The 25,983-nt window shown below is 71.2% G+C and carries 22 protein-coding genes; 8 read left to right on the plus strand and 14 right to left on the minus strand.

What is annotated here, in order from left to right; translation table 11 throughout:
* Positions 1-122: 122 nt before the first annotated feature.
* Positions 123-1,325: an FAD-dependent monooxygenase gene (locus tag ABT053_RS28145; protein WP_350972823.1), complete on the plus strand. Its 1,203-nt coding sequence runs from the start codon at positions 123-125 to the stop codon at positions 1,323-1,325.
* A gap of 86 nt (positions 1,326-1,411) precedes the next feature.
* Here the strand turns inward: ABT053_RS28145 and ABT053_RS28150 are convergent, their stop codons facing one another.
* Positions 1,412-2,158: an alpha/beta hydrolase gene (locus ABT053_RS28150; RefSeq protein WP_350972826.1), complete on the minus strand. Its 747-nt coding sequence runs from the start codon at positions 2,156-2,158 to the stop codon at positions 1,412-1,414.
* Between the two features lie 131 nt (positions 2,159-2,289).
* Between ABT053_RS28150 and ABT053_RS28155 the strand changes: the two genes are divergently transcribed.
* Together ABT053_RS28155 and ABT053_RS28160 are read left to right on the plus strand one after the other, a co-directional pair.
* The gene (locus ABT053_RS28155) at positions 2,290-2,940 is read left to right on the plus strand and encodes a GntR family transcriptional regulator (RefSeq protein ID WP_350972828.1); all 651 of its coding nucleotides are present in this window, start codon (positions 2,290-2,292) and stop codon (positions 2,938-2,940) included.
* A gap of 40 nt (positions 2,941-2,980) precedes the next feature.
* Positions 2,981-4,018 (plus strand): 1-aminocyclopropane-1-carboxylate deaminase, encoded by a 1,038-nt coding sequence (locus tag ABT053_RS28160; RefSeq protein WP_350972830.1) that lies wholly within the window; start codon positions 2,981-2,983, stop codon positions 4,016-4,018.
* Between the two features lie 282 nt (positions 4,019-4,300).
* Here ABT053_RS28160 and ABT053_RS28165 read toward each other — a convergent pair whose 3' ends face one another.
* Positions 4,301-5,044: an SDR family oxidoreductase gene (locus tag ABT053_RS28165; RefSeq protein WP_350972832.1), complete on the minus strand. Its 744-nt coding sequence runs from the start codon at positions 5,042-5,044 to the stop codon at positions 4,301-4,303.
* Positions 5,045-5,420: 376 nt separating this feature from the next.
* Here ABT053_RS28165 and ABT053_RS28170 point away from each other — a divergent pair, with 376 nt between their 5' ends.
* Positions 5,421-6,719: a DUF2252 domain-containing protein gene (locus ABT053_RS28170; protein WP_350972835.1), complete on the plus strand. Its 1,299-nt coding sequence runs from the start codon at positions 5,421-5,423 to the stop codon at positions 6,717-6,719.
* On the opposite strand, the gene ABT053_RS28175 is transcribed toward ABT053_RS28170, so the two are convergent.
* The 5 genes from ABT053_RS28175 to ABT053_RS28195 form a co-directional block, all read right to left on the minus strand.
* Entirely contained in the window at positions 6,691-7,677 is a 987-nt protein-coding gene (locus tag ABT053_RS28175) for an ABC transporter ATP-binding protein (protein ID WP_350972837.1), read from the minus strand. The genes ABT053_RS28170 and ABT053_RS28175 overlap by 29 nt on opposite strands.
* Complete coding sequence (locus tag ABT053_RS28180; RefSeq protein WP_350972839.1) at positions 7,674-8,729, minus strand: ABC transporter ATP-binding protein; 1,056 nt, start codon at positions 8,727-8,729, stop codon at positions 7,674-7,676. The genes ABT053_RS28175 and ABT053_RS28180 overlap by 4 nt, the downstream gene beginning before the upstream one ends.
* A 64-nt stretch (positions 8,730-8,793) precedes the next feature.
* A complete protein-coding gene (locus ABT053_RS28185) occupies positions 8,794-9,666 on the minus strand; it encodes an ABC transporter permease (RefSeq protein WP_350972935.1) in 873 nt (290 codons plus the stop codon).
* Between the two features lie 167 nt (positions 9,667-9,833).
* Positions 9,834-10,895 (minus strand): ABC transporter permease, encoded by a 1,062-nt coding sequence (locus ABT053_RS28190; protein ID WP_350972841.1) that lies wholly within the window; start codon positions 10,893-10,895, stop codon positions 9,834-9,836.
* Between the two features lie 6 nt (positions 10,896-10,901).
* Positions 10,902-12,878, minus strand: coding sequence for an ABC transporter substrate-binding protein (locus ABT053_RS28195; protein WP_350972844.1), 1,977 nt, complete (start codon positions 12,876-12,878; stop codon positions 10,902-10,904).
* 241 nt (positions 12,879-13,119) lie between these two features.
* Here ABT053_RS28195 and ABT053_RS28200 point away from each other — a divergent pair, with 241 nt between their 5' ends.
* A complete protein-coding gene (locus ABT053_RS28200; protein WP_350972846.1) occupies positions 13,120-13,881 on the plus strand; it encodes an SDR family oxidoreductase in 762 nt (253 codons plus the stop codon).
* A 402-nt stretch (positions 13,882-14,283) separates the two neighbouring features.
* Positions 14,284-16,824, plus strand: coding sequence for a M14 family zinc carboxypeptidase (locus ABT053_RS28205; RefSeq protein ID WP_350972847.1), 2,541 nt, complete (start codon positions 14,284-14,286; stop codon positions 16,822-16,824).
* Positions 16,825-16,988: 164 nt separating this feature from the next.
* Here ABT053_RS28205 and ABT053_RS28210 read toward each other — a convergent pair whose 3' ends face one another.
* The 5 genes from ABT053_RS28210 to ABT053_RS28230 form a co-directional block, all read right to left on the minus strand.
* Complete coding sequence (locus ABT053_RS28210) at positions 16,989-17,822, minus strand: ATP-grasp domain-containing protein (protein ID WP_350972848.1); 834 nt, start codon at positions 17,820-17,822, stop codon at positions 16,989-16,991.
* 175 nt (positions 17,823-17,997) lie between these two features.
* A complete protein-coding gene (locus tag ABT053_RS28215) occupies positions 17,998-19,017 on the minus strand; it encodes a nitronate monooxygenase (protein WP_350972850.1) in 1,020 nt (339 codons plus the stop codon).
* Positions 19,018-19,193: 176 nt separating this feature from the next.
* On the minus strand, positions 19,194-20,132 hold the full coding sequence (locus ABT053_RS28220; protein ID WP_350972852.1) for an SDR family oxidoreductase: 939 nt from the start codon (positions 20,130-20,132) through the stop codon (positions 19,194-19,196).
* A gap of 108 nt (positions 20,133-20,240) precedes the next feature.
* Positions 20,241-20,942 carry a pentapeptide repeat-containing protein gene (locus ABT053_RS28225; protein ID WP_350972853.1) on the minus strand — a complete coding sequence of 234 codons (702 nt, stop codon included), beginning with the start codon at positions 20,940-20,942 and terminating at the stop codon, positions 20,241-20,243.
* 213 nt (positions 20,943-21,155) lie between these two features.
* Positions 21,156-22,688 (minus strand): glycoside hydrolase family 3 protein, encoded by a 1,533-nt coding sequence (locus ABT053_RS28230; protein ID WP_350972855.1) that lies wholly within the window; start codon positions 22,686-22,688, stop codon positions 21,156-21,158.
* Positions 22,689-23,328: 640 nt separating this feature from the next.
* Here ABT053_RS28230 and ABT053_RS28235 point away from each other — a divergent pair.
* Positions 23,329-24,018, plus strand: a complete 690-nt coding sequence (locus ABT053_RS28235; RefSeq protein WP_350972856.1) for a TetR/AcrR family transcriptional regulator — start codon at positions 23,329-23,331, stop codon at positions 24,016-24,018.
* Between the two features lie 82 nt (positions 24,019-24,100).
* A complete protein-coding gene (locus ABT053_RS28240; protein ID WP_350972857.1) occupies positions 24,101-24,784 on the plus strand; it encodes a DNA alkylation repair protein in 684 nt (227 codons plus the stop codon).
* Positions 24,785-24,893: 109 nt separating this feature from the next.
* Here the strand turns inward: ABT053_RS28240 and ABT053_RS28245 are convergent, their stop codons facing one another.
* Together ABT053_RS28245 and ABT053_RS28250 are read right to left on the minus strand one after the other, a co-directional pair.
* Positions 24,894-25,364 (minus strand): hypothetical protein, encoded by a 471-nt coding sequence (locus ABT053_RS28245; RefSeq protein ID WP_350972858.1) that lies wholly within the window; start codon positions 25,362-25,364, stop codon positions 24,894-24,896.
* Positions 25,321-25,953 carry a helix-turn-helix domain-containing protein gene (locus ABT053_RS28250; RefSeq protein WP_350972860.1) on the minus strand — a complete coding sequence of 211 codons (633 nt, stop codon included), beginning with the start codon at positions 25,951-25,953 and terminating at the stop codon, positions 25,321-25,323. The genes ABT053_RS28245 and ABT053_RS28250 overlap by 44 nt, the downstream gene beginning before the upstream one ends.
* Positions 25,954-25,983: the final 30 nt, after the last annotated feature.

Genomic DNA, 25,983 nt, shown 5'->3' on the forward strand with positions numbered 1-25,983 from the left:
CCCGGTGGGAGTGAAGAGGTCGCGGTGGGAGGCGGCGAGCTCGCGGTGGAAGTGGTGAGCCCCGGTGAGGGCGGTGAGGTCGCGGTGAGCGGGCGGTGAGCGCCCTCGGACAGGCTCGTCTCATGAACACCACACCGCGGCTCAAGAACAAGAACATCCTGATCTCGGGGGCCGGCGTCGCCGGTCCGGCGCTGGCCTACTGGCTGCACCGCCACGGTTTCACCCCCACGATCGTGGAACGGGCGCCGGGCGTCCGCGACGGCGGCTACGCGGTCGACTTCCGCGGCGAGGCACACCTCACCATGCTCGACCGGATGGGGATCCTGGACGACATCCGGCGCGAGCGGACGAACATGGGCGCGATGGCGTACGTCAACGAAGCGGGCAGGAAGCTCTCCAGCATGCCCGCCGACGTCTTCAGCGGCGACCTGGAGATCCTGCGCGGCGACCTGGGGCGCATCCTGTACGAGCACACCCGGGACCACGTGGAGTATCTCTTCGACGACTCCATCACCGCGCTCGCCGAGGACGCCGAGGGTGTCCGGGTCAGCTTCGAGCGCGGTGAGCCGCGCCGGTTCGACCTGGTCGTGGGGGCCGACGGGCTGCACTCCAACGTCCGGGCGCTCGCGTTCGGCCCGGAGTCGCGGTTCGTGAGGGAGATGGGCCTGTACTGCGCGATCTTCACCACCGCCAACCACCTGGGACTCGACCACACCGGGCAGATCTACAACACCCCCGGCAAGCTCGTCGGCATGTACAGCGCCCGGGGGAACACCGAGGCGAAGGCGACGTTCTACTTCGGCTCCCCGCCGCTGAGCTACGACCGCCGCGATACCGAGCGGCAGAAGAAGATCCTCGCCGAGGCGTTCGCCGGTGTCGGCTGGGAGACCCCCCGGCTGCTGGACGCGATGTGGGAGGCCCAGGACTTCTACTTCGACTCGATCAGCCAGGTGCACATGGACAGCTGGTCGGCCGGCCGGGTCACGCTGCTCGGGGACGCGGCCTACTGCGCCTCGCCGCTGTCGGGCATGGGCACCGGCCTGTCCATGATCGGCGCCTATGTCCTCGCCGGGGAGCTGGCCGCCGCCGGGGGCGACCACCGCGCGGGCTTCGCCTCCTACGAGGAGGCCATGCGCGAGTACGCGGCGGGGTGCCAGAAGTCGGGCGACGGGGTGGGCAAGTGGATGGTTCCCGAGAGCCGGTTCATGGCCTGGTTCATCAACCAGAACTACAGGCTCCTGCCCTACGTACCGTGGAAGGGCCTGATCGCCAAGGGCATCCGGCAGACGGCGAACGCCATCGCCCTGAAGGACTACGGACGCTGACCCGGCCGGGCCTCGCACCACCGGCGAACGCCCTCGTTCGCGGCGAACCGCTCCGCGAGGAGCCGTGCGGCGGCCGGGTGGCCGCGTCAGGAAGTGGTGGCGCGGGCGGCGGCGTCGATGAGGTCGGCGACGGCGGCGGGCCGGGAGACGGTGACGGCGTGGGAGGCGTCGATCTCGACGGTCGTCGACCCCGCCCTCTTCGCCATGAAGCGCATCGACTCCGCCGGGATGGCCAGGTCCCGGGTGGTGACCATGGTCCAGGACGGGATGGTCTTCCAGGCCGCCCTGGTCGCCTTGTCCGCCAGCGCGGTCGCCTCGATGGGCCGCTGCGTGGCCGCCATCAGCCCGGCCGTCTCCGGGTCGACGTCGGCGGCGAACACCGCGCGGAACCCGTCCTGCCGGATGTACAGATCGGTCCCGGTGCCCCCACCGGCCGCCGGGTACGGCACCGGGTAGAGGGCGGAGCCGAGCTCGGCGCCGGGGAATTTGGCCGCCAGCTCGCCGGTGCTCTCCCCGACCTCCAGGTTGAAGCTGGCGACGTAGACGAGGGCGACGACGCCTTCGGCACCGTCGGCGGCCTCGCTCATCACCGATCCGCCGTACGAGTGGCCGGCGATCACGATCGGGCCGGTCAGGCTGTCGAGCACGCTGCGCAGGTAGACGGCGTCCTCCCGCAGTCCGCGCAGCGGGTTGGCGACGGCGACGACCGGGTAGCCGCGACGTTTGAGATCGGCCACCACGCCGTTCCAGCTCGCGGACTCGGCGAAGGCGCCGTGGACCAGGACGACGGTGGGAGTTCCCGTCGCGGTGGACTCGCGGGACGTGGTGCTCATGGGGACTTCCTCTCGGTGGCGGTACGGAGAGCGGCGGCTGCCGTTCCGATATGGAATATGCAATATATTGCTAACACTGTCAACGCCGGGCTCCGGTTGAAGTTTCCCGTCCGATGTGTGCAATATATTGCATGCCCATCCCGCACCACACGCCCGCCATCGACCGGCATCTCCTGCGTGACAACGTCTACCAGCGCCTGCGCGACGCCATCGTCGACGGCAGCCTCGCGCCCGGCGAGCAGCTACGCGACGTCGAGCTGGCGACCTGGCTCGGGGTGAGCCGCACCCCGGTCCGCGAGGCGCTGTTGCGGCTCGCGGAGGCCGGACTGGTCGTGGCCCAGCCGGGACGCTCCACGACGGTGAGCTCGCTGAACCTGCGCGACATCCGTGAGGCCCGCGACGTGGTGGCGGCGATGCACGAGCTCGCCGTCCGTGAGGCGGTGGGCGGTCTCACCGAGGCCGACCTCGACGCGATGCGCGAGGCCAACGACCGGTTCCGCGCGGCGATCGAGACGGGCGACGTCGAGGCGGCCCTGCGCGCCGACGACGAGCTGCACGGCATCCCCGTGAGGGTGGCCTCGAACCGTGCCCTGGCCTCGGTCCTCGACCAGTTCACGCCGGTGCTGCGCCGCGCCGAGCGGCTGCGCTTCTCGTCGCTGGGCGGACGCGCGTCCCTCGCCCGGCACGACAACCTGATCCGGCTCTGCGCCGCCGGGGACGCGGAGCAGGCGGCGGCGGTCGCCTTCGACACCTGGCGCACGCTCCCGGCCGTCGAGGAGTGAGCAGGCCCCTGTCCGTTTTCCCGGCCACCGTGGAGTGAGCATGGCTCTGTCCGATTTCCCCCGCCACCGGCTGACCTTCGGGCCGAGTCCCGTCCACCCGCTGCCGCGCCTCACCCGGCACCTCGGCGGGGCGTCGGTCTGGGCGAAGCGCGAGGACTGCAACTCGGGGCTCGCGTACGGCGGCAACAAGACCCGCAAGCTCGAGTACATCGTCCCGGACGCGCTCGCGCAGGGCGCGGACACGCTGGTGTCGATCGGCGGACACCAGTCCAACCACACCCGCCAGGTCGCCGCCGTCGCCGCGTCGCTGGGGCTGCAGGCGGTGCTGGTGCAGGAGAACTGGGTCGACTGGCCCGACCCCGTCAACGACCGGGTCGGCAACATCATGCTGAGCCGGATCATGGGCGCCGAGGTCCGGCTCGACCCGGCCGGTTTCGGCATCGGCTTCAAGGACTCGTGGAACCGGGCCATCGAGGACGTGAAGGCGCGCGGCGGCACGCCGTACCCGATCCCGGCGGGCGCCTCCGACCACCGGCTCGGCGGGCTCGGGTTCGCGAACTGGGCGTACGAGGTGGCGGAGCAGGAGCGTGAGCTGGGCGTCTTCTTCGACACCGTCGTGGTCTGCGCGGTCACCGGCTCGACCCAGGCCGGCATGATCGCCGGATTCGCCGCACTCGAGGAGGCCGGAGGGCGTCCGCGCCGGGTGATCGGGATCGACGCGAGCGCGAAGCTCGGCGAGACCCGCGAACAGGTCGCCCGGATAGCGCGGGCCACGGCCGAGCTCATCGGCGTCGGCCGCCCCCTGCGGGACGACGAGATCACGATCCTGGACGGGTGGGCCGGGGACCTGTACGGGATCCCGGTGCGGTCGACCCTGGACGCGATCCGGCTCACCGGCGAGCTCGAAGGCGTGATCATCGACCCGGTCTACGAGGGCAAGTCGATGGCCGGCCTGATCGACCTCGTCACCGGCGGGGAGATCCCCCGCGACGCCACCGTCCTGTACGCGCACCTGGGCGGCCAGCCCGCGCTGAACGCCTACAGCGGCGTGTTCACCCACACGCGGCGGCTGACCTGACGTTGCGCGTTCGCCCTCCACACGGCGGCCGACCTGGCACCGGTCGCGGCTCCTGGCCTACGGCTTACGGCGCACGGTTTATGGCGCACGGTTTATGGCGCACGGTTTATGGCGCACGGTTTATGGCGCACGGCGCGTGACGTGTGGCTCGTGGCTTACGGTCCGTGACTCACAGCTCATGACTCACGGCCCATGACCGGACCGCTCCGAAGTCGCCCGCGTGCCGTGACCGGCGAGGACCGCCGACCGTTGGCCGTCGACCATGACCGCCGGGTGGGTGGCTCAGCTGAGACCCCCGTTGGCCTGGAGGTTCTGGCCGGTGAGCCAGCGGCCGTCGGGGCCCACCAGGAAGCCCACGACGTCCGCGATGTCCGAGGGGTCGCCGAGTCGGGAAAGCGGGGTGAGGGCGGCGATCTGGGTCAGGAGCTCCTCCGGGTTGGTGCCGCGCAGCAGGTCGGTGTCCGTGGCGCCCGGGGAGACCGTGTTGACGGTGATGCCCCGCTCACCCAGCTCACGGGCCGCGACGGCGGTCAGCTGTTCGAGGGCGCCCTTGCTCGCCGCGTAGGGGGCGATGCCCGCCGCGGGGCGGACGGTGTTGAGGGTGGAGATGTTGACGATCCGGCCGCCGTCGCGCATGTGCTTGGCGGCGTACCGGATGGTCAGGAAGGCGGCCTTGGCGTTGACCGCCATGGCGCGGTCGTACAGCTCCTCGGTGGTCTCCGCGATGGAGATCGGGGTGAAGCTCAGCGCGGCGTTGTTGACCAGGATGTCGAGGCCGCCGAGAAGCTCGTCGGCGGTCTCCATCAGCCACTGCGCGGCGCCGCGCTTGCCGAGGTTGACCTGGACGGCGCGGGCGCTCCCGCCCGCCTCCTTGACCAGCCGCTCCACCTCGCCCGCTGACGTGGCGGCCTTCGCGTAGGTGAAGAGGACGTCCGCCCCGTCGCGGGCGAGACGCTCCACGATCGCCCGGCCGATGCCCCGCGACCCCCCGGTGACCACCGCCGTCTTGCCCTCCAGTACCGTCATGCCGACCTCCACGCCTCTCCCGTGATGTCCTCGACCGTCCTTCGGGCCGTCGCGAGCCCTCGCTCCCGCGTCCCTTTTCAAGCCCCTTGATCCCCTTTTAAGGCCTCCCCTGTGAGACGTCCCTTTTTGAGGAGCCCCCTTTTACGCCGCCCCATATGAAACGCCCTCGGTCCCCCACGACTTCGGGCCTCACCGTCGAACCTATGATCGACCGGCGCGGTTGTCGACGCCTTTCCCCGCCCCGCCTGGGGGCCGGTACCGGTCCCCGCGAGCCCCGCGGGAACGGGGACCGGGGGAAACGGGGAATTGGCGCGTTCCAGATCCGTGATGCTCCAGGTGTGGCGGAGTTTCGGTCCCACGACCTAATCTGCCCACCATGACCACCGATGGGCGCTCGGCGCACATTCTCGACGTCCTGATCACCGAGTTCGGTGATTCCATGAAGCGCGACCCCGCCGCCTTCCGGCGCAAGTTCCGGAAGATGGCCGCCTCGCCCTTCGCCTTCTACCGGGGCAGTGCCTGCCTGTTCTACGCGGACATGACCGGCGCGTTCGCCGACGACGCCTTCCTGGACGGGCAGACGCGGCGCGTCTGGATCCACGGTGACCTGCACGCCGAGAACTTCGGCACCTACATGAACGCCTCGGGCGTCCTGGTGTTCAACGTCAACGACTTCGACGAGGCCTACGTCGGCCCGTACATCTGGGACCTGCGGCGGTTCGCGGCCAGCGTCGCGCTCATCGGGTACGCCAAGGCGCTGTCGGACGACGTCATCAGCGGCCTGGTGACCGAGTTCGCCCACTCGTACCTCTCCGAGCTGCACGGCATCTCGGACGGCGGGGACGACGCGATCGGCTCGCTCACCCTGGACACCACGAGCGGCGTGCTCCACCGGGTGCTGCAGCTCGCCCGGCTGAACACCCGGGTGGCGCTGCTGGACCTGGAGACCACCGTCGAGAACTTCGACCGCAGGTTCGCCGTCATGGACGGCCGCTATCCGGTGGACCAGGAGACCCGCGAGGCGGTGGAGGTGGCCTTCCTCGACTATCTGACGACCCTTCCCACGGTCTCCGAGGTCGAGCACAAGATCAAGGACTTCGCGCTGCGCACCGGCATCGGGATCGGCTCGGCCGGGCTGCCCTCGTACAACATGCTCCTCGAGGGCCACACCCAGGCCCTGGAGAACGACGTCATCCTCTACATGAAGCAGGCCCAGGTTCCGGCCGTGGCGCGGCACATCACCGACGAGAAGGTGCACGGCTACTTCAAGCACCAGGGTCACCGCACCGCCGAGTCGCAGCGGGCCCTGCAGGCGTACGCCGACCCGTGGCTCGGCTACACCACGCTGAACGGCGTCGGCCAGCTGGTCGCGGAGGTCTCCCCCTACTCCGCCGACCTGAACTGGGGCGACGTCAACGAGCCGGACGAGCTGGCCTCGGTCATCCGCGACCTGGGCCGGGCCGTGGCCAGGATGCACTCGGTGGCCGACGACGAGTCCAGCCACGACCTGGTCGACTTCTCCACCGAGGACGCGATCGTGGCCGTGATCGGCGGCGACACCGACGGCTTCACCCGTAACCTCGTCGGCTTCGCCCACGCCTACGGGGCGCGGGCCAGGGCCGACCACGGGCTCTTCGTCGACCTGTTCAGGAACGGCCGCCTCCCCGGCCTCTGACCTCGCGGGCCTCGGCGTGGTGGCAGGCGACCTGGGCGGCGGCCGAGGACGGCAGGACGGGCAGCGCCCGTGACGCGCACAGCCCCTCGACCCCCGTCTCGGCCGCCGCGCCCGACGCCAGGATCTGGCAGCGCGGGTGGAAGCGGCAGCCCGGCGGGATCCGGGTCGGGTCCGGTGGCTCGCCGCCCAGCACCACGGGCGACGGCGACTCCGGCAGGACCGACAGCAGCGCCTGGGTGTACGGGTGCGACGGCTCGGTGAGGATCCGCTCCACGGGCCCCGACTCGACGATCCTGCCGAGATACATCACCGCGACGCGGTCGGCGATGTTCCAGGCCAGCCCGAGGTCGTGGGTGACGACCAGCGCCGACAGGCCCAGCTCGTCGCGGAGGCGGAGCAGCAGCGCGAGGATCTCGCCGCGCACCGACGCGTCCAGCGAGGCCACCGGCTCGTCGGCGACGAGCACCCTGGGGTCGAGCGCGAGGGCTCCGGCGATGACGACCCGCTGGCGCTGGCCGCCGGACAGCTCGTGCGGGTAGCGGTTGAAGAACCGCTCGGGAGGCCGCAGCCCGGCGCGCGACAGCGCCGACGCGACCCGCTCCCCCTCCGCCGGCAGCCGGTGGATGCGCGGCCCCTCGGCCACCGCCTCGTAGACGGTGTGCCGGGGGTTGAGCGATCCCGTGGGGTCCTGGAGGACGAGCTGCACCTCGCGCCGGTGGGCCCGCAGCGCGCGCGAGGAGTAGGCCAGCGGGACCCCGCCGTACAGGACCGCCCCCGAGGCGGGCCGCTCCAGGCCGAGCAGGGTGCGGGCCAGCGTCGTCTTGCCGCAGCCGGACTCGCCGACCAGCGCGACGATCTCCCCCTGGCCCACGACGAGGTTCACCCCGTCCACCGCGCGGGCGCGGCGCCCGCGCGAGGCGAACTCCACCCGCAGGTCCCGCGCTTCGAGCAGGGTCATCGGGCCTCCCGGTCGGCGCGGACGTGAACACACGCGGCGGTGTGCGCCGCCTCGGCACGGCCCACCTGGGTGCGCCCCACCTCGGCACGGCCCGCTTCGGTACGGCCCACCTGGGTACGGCCCTCGGCACGGTTCACCGGCCAGAGCTCGACCGGTTCCGACGCGCAGGAGACGAGCGACACCGGGCAGCGGGGATGGAAGGAGCACCCCGCGGGCAGGTGGGCCGGGTCGGGCGGGTCGCCGCCCAGGCCCCTGGGCGCCATCCTGGAGGCGGGGTCGCCGACGGTGGGGAAGGCCTCGGCCAGCGCCCTGCCGTAGGGGTGCCTGGCGTCCCGGAAGACCTCGTGCGAGGGACCGGACTCGACCACGCGGCCCGCGTACATGACCGCGAGCCGGTCGCACGTCGAGGCCAGGACCGACAGGTCGTGAGAGATCATGATGAGGCCGATCCCGTGCCCGGCGACGAGCGAGCGGATCAGCGAGAGCACCTGGGCCTGGATCATCACGTCCAGCGCGGTGGTCGGCTCGTCGGCGACGATCAGGCGCGGGGAGCAGGCGAGCGCCATGGCGATCATCACGCGCTGGCGCTGCCCGCCGGACAGCTCGTGCGGGTAGCCGCGCGCCCGCCAGGCGGGCAGGCCGACCTGCTCCAGCAGCTCCGCCGTCCTGCGCCGCGCCGCCGCGCCGGTCGCCATGCCGTGCACCCGCAGCGGCTCGGCGATCTGGTCGCCGATCCTGCGCACCGGGTTCAGGGCGTGCTGGGCCCCCTGGAAGACCAGGGAGGCCGACGCCCACCGGACCGCGCGCAGCCGCCCCCAGCTCATCGTGAGCACGTCCTCGCCGTCCAGCAGGATCTCCCCGGACACCAGCGTGTCCCTGGGCAGCAGCCGCAGCAGCGACATCGCCAGCGTCGACTTGCCCGACCCCGACTCCCCAGCCACGCCTAGGGCCTCGCCCTCCGCGAGAGCGAGCGAGACGCCCCGCACGGCGGGGACGTCCCCGGCCGCGCCCCGGTAGGTCACCGCCACGTCGCGCAGTTCGAGCAGGCTCACGAGACCCCCCGGACGCGTGGGCCGGGCGTGGCCGGGACTTCCGGAGGCCGCGGGTCGAGTACGGTCACGAGGCCCCCCGAAGGCGTGGGTTGAGTACGGTCTCCAGGGCGCGTCCGCAGAGGGTGAACGCCAGGACGACCAGGATGATGCACAGGCCGGGCGGCAGCACGTACCACCAGGCGCCCGAGGTGGCCGCACCCCAGTCGTAGGAGGCGCGCAGCATGCCGCCCCACGACACCTGGCCGGAGTCGGCGCCCAGGAAGGCGAGGGTGGATTCGGTGACGATGGCGCTGGCCACCGTGAGGGTGGTGTTGGCCAGGACCAGCGGGGCGACGTTCGGCAGCACGTGGCGGGTCATGACGTGCCAGTGCCCCGCGCCCAGCGCCCTGGACCTCTCGATGTAGGGCCTGGCCTCGACCGCCAGCGTCTGGGCCCGGATCAGCCTCGCCGTGGAGGCCCAGGAGGTCACCCCGATCGCCAGGATGATCGTGGACGTGCCGCCGCCGAGGACCGCCGCGAGGACCAGGGCGAGGACCAGGGCGGGCAGCACCAGGAACCAGTCGGTGACGCGCATCAGCACGGCCGAGGCCCAGCCGCGGAAGTGCCCGGCCGCGATGCCGAAGACCGTGCCGATCACCATGCTGAGCAGCGCCGACATGAACCCGATGAGCAGCGAGACCCGGGCGCCCCACAGGAGCATGAGCAGGACCGAGCGGCCCGACTCGTCGGTGCCGAGCGGGAAGCCCGCGCCCGGCGGCGCCATCTTGGCGCCCGTCGCCCTGGTCACGTCCATCCCGGCCGGGTCGGTGACCAGCGGCGTGACGAGGGCCGCCAGGACGGCGACCAGCAGGATCGCCGCACCGTACAGCCCGGCCCTGTTCCCGCCGTACGCGCGGAGGAACCGTGCGAGCGCGGCACGGCGGCGCGTCCTGGCGATCGCGCGCGACGTCCCGGCGCCCGTAGCGCCCGGAGTTCCGGCGGCTCCGGTCGCACCGGGGGTTCCGGTGGCGACACCGGTCGTGTCCCTTTCCCGCGAGCCGTCCTCCCCCGGAGCGCCGACCCCGGGGACTTCCTCCCTCGTGTCCTCGTCCTCCTCCTTCGTGCTCACGCCGACCTCACCCTCGGATCCAGGACGTGGTAGACCACGTCGGCCAGCGTGTTCATGACGATCACCGCGACGCAGACGAGCATGAAGGTCCCCTGCATGACCGCGTAGTCGGGTCCCCTGATCGCCTCGACGAACAGCAGGCCGAGGCCGGGCCAGGAGTAGACGAACTCCACCGAGACCGCGCCGCCGACCACGAAGCCGATCTGCATGAAGACCAGGGTCACCGTCGGCAGCAGCGCGTTCGGCACCGCGTGGCGCCGCCGGACGTCGTCGTCGCGCAGGCCCTTGGCGCGGGCGGTGGTCACGTAGTCCTGGCCGATCTCGTCGAGCAGCGAGGAGCGCATGACCAGCAGGTACTGCGCGTAGACGACGGCGACCAGGGTGAGGCACGGCAGCACCAGGTGGTGGGCGACGTGCAGGAGGTAGAGCGGCCCGCCGGGAGCGTCGACGTCCTCCATGCCCCGGGTGGGGAACAGGCCGGGGATCGGCCCCATCCCCGCGGCGAGGACCATGAGCAGCAGCAGTCCCAGCCAGAAGGTCGGCACCGACCACAGGGTCAGCGCGGTCCCCGTGGAGAAGCGGTCGAACCGGCCGCCGTGCCGCCAGGCGGCCCTGGTGCCCTGCCACATGCCCAGGCCGACCGCGACGGCGAGCCCGGTGCCGACCAGCAGCAGCGTCGGCCCCACCCGCTCGCCGATGAGCGCGGCGACCGGCCTGCGGTACTCGTACGAGGTGCCGAGGTCCAGCCGCAGGGTTCGCAGGACGAAGTCCAGGAACTGCTCGCCCAGCGGCCTGTCCAGGCCCATCTGCCGCCTGAGCAGGGCGAGCTGCTCCGGAGTGACCGGCACGTCGCGGGTGTAGGCGATGGTGGGGTCGCCGGGGATCAGGCGGAACAGGAAGAACGTCGCGACGATCACCAGCCCGATGCCGAACAGCGCCCCGCCGAGCTTGACCAGCGCGTAGCGCGCCACGCTCCGACGGGCACCGTTCCGACCGTCTTCCGGCGACGCCTTCGTCGGCTCCGACGCTTTCGTCAGCTCGCCCGGCGGTGTGCTCATCGGCCGCTACTCGCGGTCGTCGGCGGTGGCGCGGCGCCGCCTGGTGAGGAGGAGGACCCCGCCTCCGGCGAGCACGACGACGGCCACCGCCACCACGATCCAGACGACACCCGTGGAGTCGTCGTCGGCGGCCGGGGTCGCGCTCTCCACCGCCCGCAGGGAGTAGACCGGCCAGTAGCCGCTCCCGCCGTACAGGATGCCCTTGTCCTCCGGGATCGGGGTGATGGAGGCGATCCGGTCCTTGCGGTAGCCCTCCAGGTTGTTGGGATAGTAGAGCGCGATGACGGGGGCCTCGGTGTAGAGCCGCTCCTGCATCCGCTTGATCAGTTCGACGCGCGCGGGCCTGTCGAGCTCGGCCAGCTGCTCCTGATAGAGCCTCTCGAACTCGTCGTCGCAGAAGAACGACTCGGTGCCGCCGCCCTCGCCGCTCGCGGTGGGCCTGCGGCTGCACAGGTGGGTGGCGAGGATCTCCTCCGGGTCCGGGTTGACCGACCAGCCGCTGATCGCGATGTCGTAGAGCGCCGTGCCGCCCGTCTCCTCGGTGAACTTGTTGGAGTCGAGCTTGCGGGTGGTGATCTGGATGCCGATGTCCCTGAGCCAGCCGGTGAGGAACTGGGCGAGCTTGTCCTCGACGGGGTCCTCGGTGTGGATGCTGAAGCGCATCTCCAGCTTGCGGCCCCCGCCGGGCATGGTCCTGATCCCGTCGGCGTCCTTGGCGTACCCGGCCTCGTCGAGGACGCGGTTGGCCTCGGCCGGGTCGAAGGCGACGGCCTTGTCGCCCTCGGCCCTCCAGAAGAACTCCTGGTACATCGGCGGGATGATCGAGCCGTCGGCCGGGACGGCGAGCCCGTTCTGCACCTGCGTGACGAGGGTCTTCTTGTCGATCGCGTGGTGGATCGCCCTGCGTACCCTGACGTCCTTCAGGGCGGGGTGCCCGTCGCCGATCGGCTCACCGCCCGCCGTCGCGGCGCCCGGGTTGAGCTGCAGGTAGCTGGCGCGGCGGCCCTGGGTGTTCCACCGTACGAGGTTCGGGTCGCCCGCGAGGGTCCCGAACTGCGGGGGTGCCAGCCGCCCGATCCAGTCGACGTCGCCCTTCTTCAGCCCGGCGCTTGCCGCCTCGGGATTCTCGTAGAAGACGACGTGCAGCTCGTCGATGGCGGGGGCGCCGCGCCAGTATGACGGGTTGGCCCGCAGCTTCACGTAGTTGTTCTTGCTGTGCTCGACGGCGATGTAGGGCCCGCTGCCGACGGCGGGGTACGTCTCGTTCTCGAAGGTGCCGATGTCGGGAACGCCCTCCCACACGTGCTTGGGCACGATCGGGACCGGCAGCTCCAGCATCGAGGCCTGCGGCTTCTTCGTCTTGATGACGAGGGTACGGTCGTCGGGTGCCGTCACGGTGTCGAAGTTCTCGACGGCGGGGCCGTTCGCGGTCTTGGCCGCGTCGTCCGTCATGATCTTGTTGAAGGTCCACGCGGCGTCCCCCGCGGTGATCGGCCTGCCGTCCGACCAGGTGGCGCCGGACCGGATCGTGAAGGTCCAGGTCAGCTTGTCCGGTGACGTCTTCCACGATTCGGCGAGGTCGGGGCTCGGCTTCAGGGTCTTGGAGTCGGGCACCGTGAGGTGGCCGTACATCCAGCGGTGGATCGACGTCGAGATCAGCCGGACGGCCAGGAACGGGTTCATCGAGTCCATGCTCTGCGTCGCGCCGAGCCGGACGATCCTCTTCCGCGGCTGGGGTGCCCGCGCGGCGGCAACGTGTTGGCCGGGAGCGGCGGCGACGTGCCGGACGGGGGACGCCGGGAGCGCGACACCCCCGGAGGACGCGGGGGGTAAGACACCTCCGGAAGGTGCGGACGGTATGGCAACGCCGGGAAGCGCGGGGCGCTCCAGAGGTGACGCGTGCGCGAGGGGGAGCGCCGTCGCCGACAGCGCCGTCGACAGTCCCAGGCCCAGCACCGCCAGGCGCGCACCCGTTTTGAGCATGCCGTAACCCCACCTTCGGATCAGTGACTTCCTGACAACGAAGGCACACCATATAAACGGCGCGTGTCAACGAGCGGTGGAAAATTGTTTCACTCTCGTTTTATTTGGCGACATTATTTTTCAGATCCCACGGCACGAAACGATACAAAAGGTATTCAAAGGCGAAAACAGGACACTCAACCCCGTGGGACCGACCGGTTGGTATGGACGGGGTCGTCGGGGGTGCGGCATGCTACAGAACATGACTCTGTTCTCGGTGGAAGGCAAGACCGTCGTCGTCACGGGCGGTTCCCGGGGAATCGGCCGGATGATCGCGGCCGGGTTCGTCGACGCGGGAGCCACGGTTTACATCTCCTCGCGGAAGGCCGCCGAGGTCGGCAAGACGGCCGCCGAGCTGGGGTGCACCGCGATACCCGCCGACCTGTCCACGGAGGACGGGGTGTCCGCGCTGTTCGAGGCCGTCGCGGAACGGGAGTCCCGGCTCGACGTGCTGGTGAACAACGCCGGGGCCACCTGGGGCGCGCCGCTGGAGGAGTACCCCGAGCAGGCCTTCGACAAGCTCTGGGGGATCAACGTCAAGGGCGTGTTCTACCTGACCCAGCGGTTCCTGCCGCTGCTGCGCGCCGCCGCGAGCCCCGAGGACCCGGCCAGAGTGATCAACATCGGCTCGGTGGACGGCCTCCGGGTGCCGACGATGGAGAACTACGCCTACTCGGCGGCCAAGGCGGCCGTGCACATGCTCACCCGGCACCTGTCCCAGCGGCTCGCCAGGGAGTCGATCACGGTCAACGCGATCGCCCCGGGGCCGTTCGAGTCGAAGATGATGGCCTTCGCGCTCGACGACCCGGACATGCGCGCGGCGGTCGCCTCCCACGTCCCGATGGGCAGGATCGGCAGCCCCGAGGACATGGCGGGCGCCGCGATCTATCTGTCCTCACGCGCAGGGGCCTACCTCACCGGGGCCGTGATCCCGGTGGACGGCGGCATCTCCGGCCACGCGTAGACCACGCGTAGACCACGCGTAGACCACGCGGCCACACGTGACCCACGCACAGGCCACGCGCGAGCCACACGTCCACGCGTAAACCACGCACAGGCCACGCGGCCACGCGGGCCACACAGTCACACGGTCACACGGCCGCGCGGTCACAAAGTCACATGGTCACACGGCCACGCGGCCACACAGTCACGCGCAGGCCACGTCGCCGACGGACGTCACCGGCGGACGTCACCGGCGGACCCGGAAGCCCCGGAAGCCCCGGAGACTCGTCGGCAAAAGCGGACTCTTCCCCCAAGGGTTGCCTGTAGGCATCTTTGGCCCCAAAAGCCCCAAAAGCACTATCCGTAACACAAGTGTAAAATTTTACCCCTTGCCGTCATTTCTTCCAGATGACAGCTTTACCTCATGCTGAAGCGTTTCAAGGTGATGGCGCCGGTCGTACTGGCCGTCGCCATCGCCCTTCCCGCCGGAGCCGCCCAGGCGGACCCCACCCCGGCCGCACCCCCCGTGACCACCTGTGACGCCACCCGGACTCCCCCCGCGTACAACGGCAAGGTGCCGACGCCGAAGAGCGTTCTCGGCTTCGAGCTCGGTGAGCGGGAGGTCACCTCGGCCGAGTCGGACACCCTGCTCACCGCGATCGACCGGGCCAGCGACCGGGTCGTCTCCGGCACCCTGGCCACGACCGCCGAGGGACGCCCGCTGAAGTACGCGATCGTCGGCACCTCGAACAACATCAGGAACCTGCGCGCGATCGAGACCTCGATCAAGCTGCTGCGCAACCCCCTCACCCCCGCCTCCGCGGCGAAGGTCCTCGCCAGGAACACGCCCGCGATCCTGTGGATCGCCGGAAACGTGCACGGCGGTGAGGAAAGCGGCACCGACGCGGCGCTGAGGACCCTGCACGACCTGGCCGGACGGGACGACTGCGCGGCCAAGCGCATCCTGGACAACGCCGTCGTGGTGATCCTGCCGACGCAGAACCCCGACGGCCGCGAGGCCGACACCCGGCGCAACGCCTACTCGTTCGACATGAACCGCGACTGGTTCGCGCGGACCCAGCCGGAGACCGACGGCAAGATCGAGCTGATGCGCAAGTATCCGCCACAGCTCTTCATCGACGCCCACGAGATGGGCGGCACCGAGTACTTCTTCCCGCCGAACGCCGACCCGTTCTACCACGACATCGCCGAGCCGACGATCGACTGGATCAACAACACCTACGGCGCCGCGATGATCAACGAGTTCACCGCGCGCGGGATCCCGTTCTTCAACCGCGACGTCTACGACATGTTCTACATGGGCTACGGCGACACGGTCCCGACGACCGGGTTCAACGCCGCGGGCATGACGTTCGAGAAGGGGAGCTCCTCCCCGATCGCCGCGCGGGCCTTCGAGCAGTGGCTCACCCAGTGGGTGTCGCTCTCGGCCGCGGCGGCCAAGAAGACCGAGATCCTCACCACCTGGCACCGCATGTACGCCGACGCGCTCAAGCAGGGCCTCGACGGCAAGCTGGAGCCGAACCAGGTCTACAACCCGGGCAACGAGGTCATCACCCAGGTCCCCGACCGCAAGGTGCGCCACTACTTCCTGCGCGCCGACGACCCGGCCAAGAAGGCCGAGACCGAGCTGATCGTACGGCGGCTCCAGCGCATGGACGTCCAGGTGTTCAAGCTGGCCCTGCCGCTCACGGTCAAGGACTTCAAGGCCTACGGCAGGCCCGAGGCGAGGACCACCCTGCCCAGGGGCACCTACTGGATCCCGATGGCCCAGGGCCAGAAGCACTGGATCCAGGCCATGCTGAACGAGGACACCTACACGCCGTTCCCCTACTTCTACGACGTGACCGCGTGGAGCCTGCCGCTGCTCGGCAACGTCTCCGGCGGGTCCTCCGGCCAGGTGCTGCTGCCCCTCGCGACGCCGGTCCAGGCGGTGGACGCCCCGTCCACCAAGGTGACCACCTCCCGCAAGATCGGGGTCCTGCAGCTGTCCGGCGGCACGGCGCAGAACGCCGCCGAGTCCTCCGGCTGGCTCCGGCACCGCCTCGACCGCGACTGGAAGCTGCCCTACACCGTGCTCACCCCGGCCGACGTGGCCGCGGGCAAGCTGACCGGGCTGGACGTGGTGCTCGTGCCCGACGGCTCGGCCAACGCGGCGAACACCACCCTCGGCGACGCCGGGCGCGCGGCGCTGCGCGACTGGGTCTCCGGCGGCGGACGCTACGTCGGCTGGGCGGGCGGCACCCAGCTCGCCGTCCTGGCCGGTGTCTCCGGCGTGACGCTGGCCGAGCCGACCTCGGACATCCCCGGCTCGCTCTTCAGGACGAACGTGGCCCAGGGTCCGCTGAGCAAGGGCGTCGGGGCGAGCGTCATGCAGTTCTACGCGTACGACCTGGTCATGCGCGCGGCCAACCCCGCGCACGTGGTGTCCTCCTACCCGGCCGCGAACTCGTCCGACTGGTACCAGTCCGGTTTCGCGCTGGGCGCCGAGGAGCTCGGCGGGACGGCCGCGGCGGTCGACGAGCCGGTGGGCAACGGTCACGCGGTGCTGTTCGCCGCCGAGCCGAACTTCCGCGCCTTCACCGACGGCACGATGAAGATCATCTCTAACGCCATCACCGCCGACCTGCCGTCCGCCTCCGCGAGCGCGCGGGCGCTCCCCTCCGCCCCCTCCACCGCCGAGGCCTCGCGGGCCGCGACGGCCATCCCGGACCGCGGAGCGCCGATCCGCGTCACGGTCCCCGCGGCCGACCGCGACAAGGTCGTCGCGGCGCTGAAGGGCTTCGGCGCCACCTGGACCGAGCAGCCCGCCACCGGCGGGGCCGTCCGGTTCACCGTCGCCAACCCCGAGGAGCTCGACCTGCACGAACACCCCTGGGCCCGGAAGCTCCCCGGCGCCCTGCGCACCGCCGGGGTCTCCCCGCTCGCGGTGGTGATGCCGCAGTAACACTCACCGGCAAGTGCGCGGCGCGCGTCCCCTTCCCCGGGACGCGCGCCGTCGCGTTTCACACACGACGCGTTTCATACAGGACGCCCTCCGTACAGAACGCTCCTCGCACGGGACGCAGCTCTCCGTACGGAGAGCGTCCCGCACGGGAGGGCCTTCGCGGCTCAGAGCGCCTCGGCCAGGGCGCGGGCCAGGTTGGCGGCGGCCCCGGGCGCGTACCGCAGGAACAGGTACGGCTCGGTGAGCTCGACCTCGATGAGAGCCGGACTCCCGTCGGCGAGGCGGACCAGGTCCACCCGGGCGTAGAGCACCTCGGGAAACTCACCGAGCACCCGCTCCGCCAGGGCGAACTGGTCGGGCCCGGGGACGCGGAGCTTCCCGTGGTCGTTCCCCTGCCCCGGCCTGCTCGCGCTCTCCACCAGCATCGCGTTGCGCCGGATCGCGTGACTGAACCGGCCGCCGAAGTACAGCAGCGAGGTCTCCCCCTCGGCCTCGACCATGTCCAGGTACGGCTGGATCATCGCGGTCCGCCCCCCGGAGGCCAGCCGGGCCGCGTGCGCCTCGGCCTCCTTCCGGTCCACGGTCCTGATCGTGTCGCGGGCCCCCGCCGAGACGGAGGGCTTGACCACGTACTCGTCCAGGACGGGAAAGTCCACCGCCTCCCCCGGCCCCACCCAGTAGGTCGGGATGGACGGCACGTCCAGCTCCCGCAGGTAGGTCTTGTCGGTGTTGCGCTCCAGCACGGCCGCCGGGTTGAGCACCCGCGTGACCGACTCCGTCCGATGGGCCCACGCGAGGAACTCCTCCCGCCGCTCCACGTAGTCCCAGGGCGTACGGACCACGGCGGCGTCGAACACGGCCCAGTCGACCTCGGGATCGTCCCACCGCACGATCTCCCCGGCGATCCCCTCCTCGGCCCACGCCGCGACGACGACCTCCTTCTCGTCGTCACCCCCCTCCGGGTCGGCAAAAGTCACGTACGCCACGGAAACACCCACGGAAAGCCTCCTACACCAGCCCAGGTCAGTACCAAATCAACAGAAGGCACCTTACCTACAAGTGATATGGGCGTTATGACCGGGATGTCGCGCATGGTTGACGTCCTGCTCGGTACGGCCGCCCACGGCCCATGGTTCGGCTCTTCGGATGAGCCGGAGACCTCGGAGACCGTGTTCAGATCGCGGACAGGTCCGCGACGACGTTCGCCGCCGACGTGTTCCGTGCCCGGTTCCAGGAGGTTCCGGCCCACAGGTGCAGCGTCTCGGCGTCCCCGCCGGCCGCCGCGGCGCGGCGCAGTGGCGCGGTCAGGTGGTGGAGCTGCGGGTAGGCCGCGGGTGCCCGGCCTGAGTACTCCGTCATGAACCGGTTGACCAGGCCGCGCGCCGGACGCCCGGTGAAGGCCCTGGTGACGTCGGTACGGGTGAAGCGGGGATCGGTCAGCGCCGCACGGTGGACCTCGCCGGTGCCATTCTCGGGGCAGAGCAGGAAGGCGGTGCCCGCCGCCGCCGCGACCGCTCCCGCGGACAGGACCCGGGAGACGTCCGCGGCCGAGGCGATACCGCCGGCCGCGATCAGGGGGAGCCGCGACACCTCTCGTACCCGGGACAGCAGGCGCTCCAGGCTCATCGCCTCGACGTCCGCGTTGGTGAACGACCCGCGGTGGCCGCCCGCCCCCTCCCCCTGGACGCACAGCACGTCGGCCGCCGAGGCCAGCCGCGCCTCCGCCTCCGACGTCACCGTGACCATCACGGTGGTCCCCCTGTGGCGGAACGCCTGGATCAGCTCGTCCTCCGGACAGCCGAACGTGAAACTCACCACCGCGGGCGGGTCCGCCAGCAGATCCGCGACCTTGGCCGGGAAGTCGTCGTCGCCCCCGCGCGGGACTCCCAGGGGGGCGCCCAGCCGCCGCGCCTCCCCCTCGATGACCTTCGCGTAGGCGTCGATCTCGGCCTGGTCGGCGTCGTCGGCCGTGGGCATGAACACGTTCACCCCGAACGGGCAGGAGGTGAGCTCGCGCGTCCGGTCGATCTCCTGGCGCGTCTGCGCGGCCGTCTTGTAACCGGCCGCGAGGAAGCCCAGCCCTCCGGCTTCGGACACGGCCGCGGCCAGCTGGGGCGTGGACGCCCCACCGGCCATGGGAGCCTGCACGACCGGCAGCCCGAACGGCCACGACCACGCCACCGGATCGGACATCGGCTCCTCCTCCCCCAGCGCCCTCGTGACCTGATCAACCTGATCACCGGCACCGCGACGACGAACGAGACCGAGACGGGACGGACAAAACTCCCATCGATCTCCATCGGCCTCTGAAAGCCTATGCCACCGCCCGGCGCCACCTCGTTCCAGGTCAGGCGTCAGGCGGTGCTCTGTCAGGAGCTCCAGGCCTCGCGGACCGGCTCCGGGTCGGGGGTGTCGACGAGGAGCTTGGCGACGGCGTCGCCGATGTCGGCGGGGTCCCAGCGGGCGCCCCGGTCGGCGCGGGGGCCGTGCCGCCAGCCGTCGGCGAGGGAGATCGCCCCGCCCCCGACCTCGAAGACCCGGCCGGTGACGTGCCGGGACCCGGCCGAGCCGAGCCAGGCCACCAGCGGCGCGATGTTGGCCGGGTGCGTGACGTCGAAGCCCCCCTGCCCGGCCCCGGCGTCGAAGCCGTCCGCCGGTCCGGCCGTCGCGGCGCGGGTCTTCCCGGTCATCCGGGTGCGGGCGGTCGGGACGATCGTGTTCACCGTGACGCCGTAGTGGCCGAGCTCCGCCGCGGCGACCTGGCCGAGTGCCACGACGCCCGCGGTGGCCGCGGAGTGGTTGCCCTGGCCGGCGCCGCCGAACAGCCCCGCCCCTGAGGAGGTGTTGATCACCCGGGCGTCCACCGGGTCGCCCGCCTCCGACCGCTCCCGCCAGTGGGCGGCCGCGTGCCGCAGCGGCAGGAAGTGGCCCTTGAGCTGGACCCGGATCACGTCGTCCCACTCCTGCTCGGTCATCGAGACGAGCATCCGGTCGCGGACGAACCCCGCGTTGTTGACGAGTATGTCCAGTCGCCCGAAGGCGCTCAGCGCCGTCTTGACCAGTCGGGCCGCGCCGCCCCACTCGGTGACGTCGTCGCCGCTGGCCACGGCCCGGCCGCCCAGGTCACGGATCTCCTCGACCACCTCCAGGGCGGGGCCCGCGGAGCGCCCGTCGCCCTCGCGGCCGGTGCCGAGGTCGTTGACCACGACCCGGGCTCCCTGCCTGGCGAACTCCAGGGCGTGCTCCCTGCCGATGCCGCGCCCGGCGCCGGTCACGATCGCCACCCGCCCGTCACAGATCCCGCCCATGCCAAGGCCCCTTTCGTCGCGATCAGGCAGAGTTTCCCGGTTGTTCACCTTTCATGTCTAGATGCGATCCTTCACCGGCTCGACGAAGCCGTACGGGACTTCGCGGCGTCAGGTGACGGTGAGGCCGCGGCCCGCGAGGATCAGGGCGGCCTGGGTGGGGCTGATGACCGCTCCGCGCAGCGAGCGGAGCCGGGTGTCGTCGACCTCTCCGAGGTCGGCCCCGCGCAGGTCCGCCTTGGTGAAGACCGTCTCGACGATCCGGGCGCCGATCATGCGGCAGTCGTCGAACACGGTCTTGGTGAAGTCGCAGCCCGACAGGTTGGCGTCGTCGAAGCGGACGCCCCGCAGGTGGAGACCCCGGAGCGAGCAGCCGGTGAGGTCGGCCAGGGCGAGGTTGGAACCGTCGAACCGGTAGCCGGTGCCCCGGCAGGCGGACAGCACCGCGCCGATCATGCGGCAGCCGGTGAAGGTCGCGTCGGTGAGCAGGGCCAGCTCGAAGCGCGCGCCCGACAGGTCGACGTCGGTGAAGGTCGCGTCGACGAGCTCGGCGTTCGCGAACCTGAGCCCCGCTCCCCCGCCACCGGAGAAACGCGCCCCGTCCAGGTCCGCACGGCGGAAGTCGGCCCGCTCCAGCACGCACTTCTCGAACGAGGCCTCCACCAGCGACGCCCCGGTGAGGTCGGCGCCGGTGAGATCGCACTCCCGGAACACGTAGGGCCCGTCACCGGTCAGAAGATCTCCGAGCGAGAGCCCCGCCAGATCGACCCCGTGGATCTCTCGCTGGCCCGCCAGCAACTGTGCCGCATCCATCCCGCGATTCAAGCAGCCCGCCCCGACAGAATCCCGGCCGCCGTACTCCCGGGAGACCGCCGCACGCCAAGAGACCGCCGTACTCCCGGGAGACCGCCGCACGCCGAGAGGTCACCGTACTCCCGTGAGACCGCCGCACGCCAAGCGGTCGCCGTACTCCCGGAAGACCACCGTACGCCGAGAGACCGCCGGCCCCGAGGAGAGGGCCATCGGTCAGGCGGTGCCCGTGTCCCCGGCGAGGAGTTCGGCGGCGGCCTGGCCGCAGACGCGGGCGGCCCCGTGGGTGGCGATGTGGACGGCGCCGAGGTCGGAGCGGCCGGGCAGTCCCATCTCGACCACGACGGCGTCGGCGCGGGCGGCCAGCAGGTGCCGGAGCGCGTCGGCCTGCCAGGGGTGGCGGTGCGCGTCGCGGACGACGATGACCAGGGGACGCTCGGCCGCCGCGGCGAGCACGGCCTCGACGGCGCCTCCGGTGGCGGTGGAGGCGACCAGCCGGGTGACCGTGGTGCCGGGGAGAAGCTTGCCGAGCGGCTCGCCCACGCCCCACGGGGTGTCCTTCTCGATGGCGAGGTTCATCTCGGGGGCGAGCTCGACGACGTGCGGCGGGGCGGGCAGGGGGAACACCACGGCCGCGGAGCGGCGGGTGATCCGCAGCGCCCGGCGGGCGGCGTCCAGGCCGATCGACGGGGTGCCGGGACGGCCGGAGGCACCGGAGGCATCAGAGCCCGAGAGCGCGCCCCGGTGGGCGGTCGTGGTCCAGAGGGCGAGCTCGCAGACGCGGCGGGAGGCGTCGGCGAGCCGTTCCTCGGAGAGCCTGCCCTCGATCACGGCGTCCACGATCGCGTCGCGGATCCCGATCGCGGTCTCCTCCCCCGCGTGCTCGCCGCCCACGCAGATCGCGTCGGCCCCCGCGGCGACGGCGCGGACCGAGGCCCCGCCGATGCCGTACGGGCCGGAGACGGCGGCCATCTCGATGCCGTCGGTGACGATGACGCCCTCGAAGCCCAGCTCGACCCTGAGCAGGTCGTGCAGGACCGGGCGGCTGAGGGTGGCGGGCATCGCGGGGTCCAGGGCGGAGACGAGCAGGTGGCCAGTCATCACCGTGCGCACCCCCTGCTCGACGGCCGCGCGAAAGGGCCGCAGCGCCACGTCGCGCAGCGCGCCGGCGGGAGCGGCGACGAGCGGCACCCCGTGGTGGGAGTCGACAGAGGTGTCGCCGTGGCCGGGGAAGTGCTTGGCGCAGGCGGCCACCCCCGCGGACTGCATCCCCCGGATCCAGGCGGCGGTGTGCCGGGCGACGAGGTCGGGGTCCGCGCCGAAGGAGCGCAGGCCGATGACCGGGTTGTCGGGGTTGGAGTTCACGTCGGCCGAGGGGGCGAAGTTGAGGTTGACGCCCGCCCTGGCCAGGTCGCGGCCGAGGTCGGCGGCGAGTTCCTCGGTGAGGCCGGTGTCGTCGACCACGCCGAGGGCGAAGTTGCCGGGCCGGGTGCTCCCGCCCGCGGCCTCCAGGCGGGTGACCTCGCCCGACTCCTCGTCGATGCCGACCAGGACCTGGGGGTTCTCCTCCCGGAGCGCGGCCGTGAGATCGGCCACCTGGGAGGGGGTGGCGATGTTCCTGGAGAAGAGCACCACCCCGGCCAGCCCCTCGCCGAGCCGGCGTCGGAGCCAGTCGGGCGGGGACTTGCCCTCGAAGCCGGGAAAGACCACCGTCTCCGCCAGGCGGAGCAGCTCTGGGCCGCGCTTCATTCACCCCTCCTCGCCTGACGGCCGGTCGGCGTTCCTGCCGAAGACGCGCAGGCACCACGTTGTACCGGACCCCTGGGGAAAGCGCTCCCACAGCGGCTTTGCGCAAATCTAATAGGAAAGTTTCCTAATTGCTAGTGGGCTGACCATAGGCCTTTGACTCAGGATTTTGCGGATCGGAACGATGGACGAGTCCGAGGTCCGCTGATACGGAGCCGAGAACGGGAGTCGCCCGCGTACGACGGGACCCGCCGGCACCCACGTGGAAAACCGAATCCGCCGACGACATCGGCGGATCCGCCCGCGCGATCGGGAGGCGGTGGTGAATCAGCCCGCGTGACAGGAGGCGGTGGTGAATCCGCCCGCGCGGTCGGGAGATGGCGGCGGATCCGTCGCACGATCAGGGGGCGTCCGCACGATCAGGGGGCGCCCGCGGGCCCGTCCGCGCGGCACCGGGCGCGGAGGCTCGTCCCCGCGCCGTCCGGCGGTCGCTCGCCGTCCCCGCACCGGGCACGGACCACGCCAGCGGCGTGACCGTCCCCTTCCACGGGAGGTGTAGCAAGCATTTGGCGAGGGCCGGGAACGGGAGTGAGCTGGCGCGTTCCGGTGAACAAGCGATTGCGCAAGGGCTCATAATGGGGGCGTGAACACGCGAAAGAACTCCGGCGGCACGACCACGACCCCGGTCAAGCGCCAGGGCGGGACCAGGCGCGCGGCCACATCCGGCCCCGCTTCGGAGCGCCGCGACCATCTCGTCAAACTCGCCGCCGAGCTCTTCGCCCGCAAGGGCTTCCAGGCGACCACCGTCCGGGAGATCGCGGAGGAGGCGGGCATCCTGTCCGGAAGCCTCTACCACCACTTCGACTCCAAGGAGACGATCGTCGACGAGGTGCTCACCACCTTCCTCGACGACCTCGTCGGCCGCTACCGCACCGCCCTGGACAAGAGCGGCGACCCCCGCACGATCCTCTCAGAGATGGTGCGCATCGGGTTCAGCACGCTGGAGCCGCACCGCGCGGCGATCACCGTCATGCAGAACGACTGGAACTACCTGAGGTCACTGCCCGGCGACCGCTTCGACTACCTGGTCAGGGCCGAGGACGAGGTCGAGCGCATGTGGGTCGAGCAGATCAGGCTCGGCCAGGCCGACGGCCTGTTCCGCGCCGACGTCGACCCCAAGCTCACCTACCGCATGATCCGCGACACCATCTGGGTGGCGGTGCGCTGGTTCCGCCCCGGAGGCCGTCTCAACACCACCGGCCTCGCCGAGCACTACATCACCGTCCTGTTCGACGGCCTGGCGACCGGCGAGCGGAGTAGCCAGAAAGCATGACGCCCGCCGAACCCGGCGCGGCGAGCGGCGCGGCCTGTGAGAATCAAGCGTCCGCGAAGCGAACGGGAAGTGGTGGGCGAGCATGGAGATACTGCAGAAGGCCGTGCGAATGGCGCTCACCGACGTGGCCGACCCCGCCAAGGCCCCGGTCATGCAGGCCTACATGAAGTCGTCGATGCCGTTCCTCGGCGTGCAGGCCGCGCCCCGCCGCGCCGCGCTTAAGCGGGTCTTCGCCGACTATCCCGTCGACACCGCGTCCGCGTGGCGGGAGGCGACGCTGGCCCTGTGGCGCGGGGCCGAGTATCGCGAGGAGCGCTACGCGGCGATCGAGCTGACCGGCTTCCGCTTCTATCGCGTCTACCAGACGCTCGACGCCCTCCCGGCGTACGAGGAGATGATCGTCACCGGGGCCTGGTGGGACTACGTCGACGAGCTCGCCGTCCACCGCGTCGGCGGCCTGCTCGCGACCTTCCCCGACACCATGCGCCCCCTCATGCTCCGCTGGGCCCGCGGCACCGACCTGTGGAAGCGCCGCACCGCCATCCTCAGCCAGAACCGCTTCAAGTCCGCCACCGACACCGGCCTGCTGTACGCCTGCATCGAGCCGAGCCTGTCCGACAACGACTTCTTCGCCCGCAAGGCGATCGGCTGGGCCCTGCGCGAGTACGCCAAGACGAACCCCGGCGAGGTCGTCCGCTACGTCGACCACACCCGCATCAGCGGCCTGAGCCGCCGCGAGGCCCTGAAGAACCTCCCGACCCGGTGACCCGGAAGCCCGCGCTCCGTCTTACTCGTACCCGGACACGCCGGTCTCGCGGCGGACGACGACTCCGGTGAGCGTCGTTCGCGGAACGGCTCCTACGGGAAAACGGCTCCTACGGGAAGAGGCCGAGTCGCGGCACGAGACGCTCGCAGAAGTCGATGATGTCGGCGGTCCACACGGTCGCCTCGTCGAGCTCGTCGCCGGTGACCGCCTCGCTCGGCTGGCCCGAGTATTCGAGGACGTTCCTCCTGCGCCGCATGTGGTCCAGCCGGCGGAAGGACGCGCCCTCCCTGGTCTGTCCGAACTGGGCGGCGACGGCCTCCCTGAGGGCGATGTGCCCACCGGCGGACGTGGCGCGCAACCCCTGGGCCTGCAGGAGCGCGGCGGAGGCCTTCCTCGCGGCGTCGTAGCAGAGGGTGTAGGCGCCGTCGGGATCGGTGTCACGGATCAACTCCACCGATTCGAGGTGGCTTCGCGCTGACTCGATCATCGACTCGGCCATGTGATGGGCCAGAGGAACCCGCTGGAGCTCACGATTGTCAAGAAGCTTGCGGATCGCGGCTTCGCCGATGGTCCACTGCACTGCCGGGCTCCCTCTCGACCTCCACGACGACCGTCGGCCCGTTCGCGATCTCGCGGAGCAGGCCTTCGCCGCCAGACTCCCACGCGGATACGCTCCGTAACACCGGATTCACGGAAATGCCCAGACGACGCTCGGCTCGTTCCGCCGCGTCGTAGACGTCCCCCCGGGACGGCGAGCCGACGACCAGGAGGTCCACGTCGTTGGGCTGAGGGCCGGGCCGGCCGTGGTAGCGGGCGGCCCAGGAGCCGAAGATGACGAGCCGTTCGATCTCGGGCACCGACGCGAACTCCTCCGAGATGATCGCGGGAGGGCCGAAGGTGACGGCCAGCAGTTGCGCCAGCGGCCGCGAGGCGGCGGTCTCGGTGTTGGCTCTGACGAGCCGCGCCCTGCCGATCTTGCGCTCCCGGAGGAGACCGGCGCGTACGAGGCGATGAACCTCGCGCTGGACCGTGGGCAGAGGGGAACCGAGGACCTCGGCCAGGTCGGTGATCGTGGATTCCTCGTCGGCGGCCAGGAAGAGGCGGGCCAGCAGGCGGGCCTGAAGTCGTGATCGGAAGATGGGCATGAGCTCGGGAGCCAAAGCTCTCATATAGCTGACGATAACTCTCGTTATTCGAGA

It is taken from the genome of Streptosporangium sp. NPDC002524, assembly GCF_040295985.1.
Classification (GTDB): domain Bacteria; phylum Actinomycetota; class Actinomycetes; order Streptosporangiales; family Streptosporangiaceae; genus Streptosporangium.